Here is a 3,731-nt window from a genome sequence, read left to right on the forward strand (position 1 = left end):
ATTTAGCTATTTAAAAATAATTAAATATTTATTATAATGTTATTGGGGAAAATATATTTCTAAAAAGGAGAATACTTATGAAAGAAGAAATTAAAGAATTAAAATATTACATAGAGACATGGGGATGTCCGTTGGTAGAAATATAGAAGAGTTGTAATATGTGATTTTTACTAGGTTTAAGAGTTATATAGGAAAGTAACAATTAAGCCATTTTTAAATTCAATAGATTTTATTTGCCTATCTTTAACTATGATTTTTTTGATTATAGCATTAACAAAATCCTTTATGCTATCTCGTCCAATACTAGTAATAAGGGGTTTAATTTTTATATTACCAGTCATAAGTTGCCTAGAAAGTTCAAACGTAGCTACATTTAAAATAAAGTTTATATTATAGCTGGATGACTCTTTAGGAGTAGAGTTATTTAGTTTTTTATTTATTTCTTTAATTTTATCAGCAATTGTATTTTTTTTAATTAAATAATCTTTAGTAGACATTTCAGCTTCATCAAATAAGTATAAATCTTCTAATTTGTTAAGAGCTTTTTTATATTTTTTTAATTTCAAATGTAATTGATCAAGATTTAAATCAATAGTATTATTTTCTTTTTCTTTTTTTAGTTTAAATATATTTTTATTAGAACGATAAATAGAGTTATGTACATGATCTATTTCCTTTATTCCAATTACATCTTTAAATTTGTCACCTAAAAGTAATTTTTTTTCAAGTTCATTTATAGCTAAAGATTTTTTTGATTTAGATATTTTCAAAATATTAGATATAAAATTTAAAACAAATTCTGATACAATAGTATCACTTACTGTTTTTTGAGTGCATCCTAATTTATTATATCTACCTTTGCATGCATAAATGGAAGGAATATATCCATCTAAATGAGGTTTATCTTGTTTAGCATACATATTATTACCACACTCGTCACATTCAATTAAACTTGAAAAAATATGAGTTTTAGTATTACTTCTAAATTTAGCATTATTTCTTTCGGCATTTAAGTCCATAATATCATTACATTGCTTCCATAGTTCTTTAGTGATAATTGCTACATGGTTATCCTCAATGATTATCCATTCATTCTTATTTTTCTTTTTTCCTCTAGAAGATTCTCTATAATTATACCTATAAGTACCTTCATAAAATGGATTTCTTATAATATCACTAACTGTTTTAGTTGTCCAAGTTCCGTTTCTTTTAGTTCTTAATTTATTTTCATTTAAAAAATTTCGTATTATTGTTGTTGATTTATATTCTTTATACATTTTATAAATCAAGATAATTATTTCTTTTTCCTTTTCATCTACTACAGGAAACTTAGACGTATTGTCCCATCTATAGCCTAAAGGAAGAGGTGCACCATTCCATAAGCCCTTAGTTGCTCTATCAATCATTACTGCAGTTACTCTTTCAGCTGTTAATTTTCTTTCAAGTTCTGCAAATACTAAGATAATTTTAAGCATTGCTTCACCCATGGCAGAAGAGGTGTCGAATTGTTCGTTTTTACTTATAAAAGTAATATTATATTTTTTTAATTCTTCATACATGGTACAAAAGTCTATTAAATTTCTGCTTATTCTATCTATTTTCCAAACTAATAAGTGAGAAAATTCACCTGTTTTTATTCTATTTAACATGTCTTGATAAGCTGGTCTACTGGTATCTTTACCACTAAATCCAGCATCTTCAAATATCTCATAATTATCTATACCAAGCACAAATTTAGAATAATTAATCATATCATTTGTTTGAAGTGGAAGAGAATCCTTATCAATCTGATGGTTTGTAGATACTCTTACATATATAGCGCTTTTTTTCATAATATCCTCCTTAGAAATTAAGAGCTATGATATTCATAACTCTTAATTTTTTATTTTACTAGATTTCAAAAGATTTAAAATCTATTATTAAATTTTCAAATATACCTACTTTAATTTGATCATTGAATGTATATGAAGTAGGTGCTCCGTAAAGTTCGCCTTCTAATTTATATACTAGAATAGCTTTTTGCATGGGGTTTACTATCCAATATTCTTTAACTTTATATTCCTGATATAAACTTAATTTTTTTATATAATCGTTACTTGGATTAAAAAGAGAAACAACTTCAACAATCATATCAGGAGAACCGGTGCAACCTTTATCTGTTAATTTATTTTTATCACAAATAACAGATATATCAGGCTGAACAATATTTTTGGAGTTTTTAAGTTCTTCATCATTATTTTTTAAAATTACATCAAAAGGTGCAGGATAAACCTTACAAGTACCTTTATTATTTTTTATATAACTTCTTATTTCGGTTATAATATCCGTTATTATTTCTTGATGCATTCTACTAGGTGCTGGTGACATTGCGAAAATCTTCCCATCTATAATTTCAACTACTTCATTATCTGCAAAATTCAAATAATCATCATAGGTATAGATTTTATTTTCTATCGCATTAGAATTCATTTAATTATCTCCTATCTTTATAAATTTTAATTAAATTTAAGCTGGATTTTTTTTTATTTCTACTTTTTTTAATTCTTCTGATTTTTCTGATACTTGATATATTACCCCTTTTTGCTCTGCTATAAGTTCAGCTCTATATAATTCAACTTCACGATCTATTGAATTCATATCAATATCTTTTGTAGCAGTAATTTCATTATCACTATCGCTATAACTATTTTTAAATTCACCAATAAGCTTATTAATAAATTCATCTCTAAACTCCTCGGAAACTCCGAAGTAACTGGTGACAATAGCTTTGATAATGTTAGTCTCTAGAGCGGTAGCATTATTTTTCTTCAAGAAATCATCTAAAGAAAAAGTATCAGATTTAGCAAACATCTCACCAGTACCATTACGAAGCCATTCTTCATTAACATTAAACTCTCTACAAATATCAATAACTATTCTATCTGTTATGCTTCTTTTACCTTTTTCAAGAGAAGAAATGTGAGATCGTGTAACATTAATTTTATCTCCTAGCACTTCTTGACTTAAATTTAAAGTTTCTCTTAAAATTCTTAACCTTTCATTCATTTAATCACCTCCTAAAAAGATAATATCATTCCATTGTCAACAATGCAACTTTTTTTGAAAAATAAGTTGACAAAAGCATCATTGCAACATATACTGTAATCAAAGATACTATTTTATGTGTCTTTGTAACATTCATCTTAAAAAATATTTGAACAACTATATCACATCAGTAGTTTTCAGTTCAAATTCGTTGGTAGAAATAAAGAAAATAATTAAAGAAAGGAATTGAAAATATGAAAATAACACTAAAAAAACAAGAAGAAACAAGAGTTCAAAGAATAGTTGAGTTTGTAAAGTCATTAAATGAACAAGAGCAAAAAGCTTTTGAATGTTTTATTTCAGGGGTTAATCTAGGTAAAGGAATGAAACATTAATAGAGATAAAGTTATTTATTGAATTTAAGCAAGGAGGAAAAATGGATATAACGATAGAAAAAGCTTGGGAGTTATTAAAGGAAAATGGAATTGAAACAGAAGAAGAGTTGGAAAAGAAATTAAAAGAAAATCCTATTGAAATAGGTATGTTTACATCACCTTTTCCTAGAGAGTTAAAAGAAATTAATTAATATATAAATTTAAGTTAAGGAGTGTATTATGATCAATAATAGTTTATTAGAAAGATTTAAGAAGATTTACGAAGAAAGAACAAATAATAAAGTATCTTGGAGCAATTTAGACAAAGAAGGG

At 25.7% G+C, this 3,731-nt stretch carries 5 protein-coding genes; 2 read left to right on the forward strand and 3 right to left on the reverse strand.

The window, feature by feature from the left end; translation table 11 throughout:
• Positions 1-176: 176 nt before the first annotated feature.
• The 3 genes from NSA50_RS19490 to NSA50_RS19500 are packed head-to-tail and all read right to left on the reverse strand — an operon-like array spanning position 177 to position 3,045.
• Positions 177-1,832 (reverse strand): recombinase family protein, encoded by a 1,656-nt coding sequence (locus NSA50_RS19490; protein ID WP_257448156.1) that lies wholly within the window; start codon positions 1,830-1,832, stop codon positions 177-179.
• A gap of 58 nt (positions 1,833-1,890) precedes the next feature.
• Positions 1,891-2,469 (reverse strand): Uma2 family endonuclease, encoded by a 579-nt coding sequence (locus NSA50_RS19495; RefSeq protein WP_257448159.1) that lies wholly within the window; start codon positions 2,467-2,469, stop codon positions 1,891-1,893.
• Positions 2,470-2,505: 36 nt separating this feature from the next.
• Positions 2,506-3,045 carry a helix-turn-helix transcriptional regulator gene (locus NSA50_RS19500; protein ID WP_257448162.1) on the reverse strand — a complete coding sequence of 180 codons (540 nt, stop codon included), beginning with the start codon at positions 3,043-3,045 and terminating at the stop codon, positions 2,506-2,508.
• Positions 3,046-3,278: 233 nt separating this feature from the next.
• Here NSA50_RS19500 and NSA50_RS19505 point away from each other — a divergent pair, with 233 nt between their 5' ends.
• Together NSA50_RS19505 and NSA50_RS19510 are read left to right on the forward strand one after the other, a co-directional pair.
• Complete coding sequence (locus NSA50_RS19505; RefSeq protein ID WP_257448165.1) at positions 3,279-3,419, forward strand: hypothetical protein; 141 nt, start codon at positions 3,279-3,281, stop codon at positions 3,417-3,419.
• Between the two features lie 41 nt (positions 3,420-3,460).
• On the forward strand, positions 3,461-3,610 hold the full coding sequence (locus tag NSA50_RS19510) for a hypothetical protein (RefSeq protein WP_257448181.1): 150 nt from the start codon (positions 3,461-3,463) through the stop codon (positions 3,608-3,610).
• The last annotated feature ends 121 nt before the right edge of the window (positions 3,611-3,731 follow it).

Origin of the sequence: Clostridium mucosae, from assembly GCF_024622765.1 — a bacterium.
In the GTDB taxonomy this organism is placed as follows: domain Bacteria; phylum Bacillota; class Clostridia; order Clostridiales; family Clostridiaceae; genus Clostridium.

What these genes read in the sequence shown, in the direction of transcription:
- NSA50_RS19495 (WP_257448159.1), bottom strand. Translation starts at nt 2,469, where the DNA reads ATGAATTCTAATGCGATAGAAAATAAAATCTATACCTATGATGATTAT.
- NSA50_RS19490 (WP_257448156.1), bottom strand. Translation starts at nt 1,832, where the DNA reads ATGAAAAAAAGCGCTATATATGTAAGAGTATCTACAAACCATCAGATT.
- NSA50_RS19500 (WP_257448162.1), bottom strand. Translation starts at nt 3,045, where the DNA reads ATGAATGAAAGGTTAAGAATTTTAAGAGAAACTTTAAATTTAAGTCAA.
- NSA50_RS19510 (WP_257448181.1), top strand. Translation starts at nt 3,461, where the DNA reads ATGGATATAACGATAGAAAAAGCTTGGGAGTTATTAAAGGAAAATGGA.
- NSA50_RS19505 (WP_257448165.1), top strand. Translation starts at nt 3,279, where the DNA reads ATGAAAATAACACTAAAAAAACAAGAAGAAACAAGAGTTCAAAGAATA.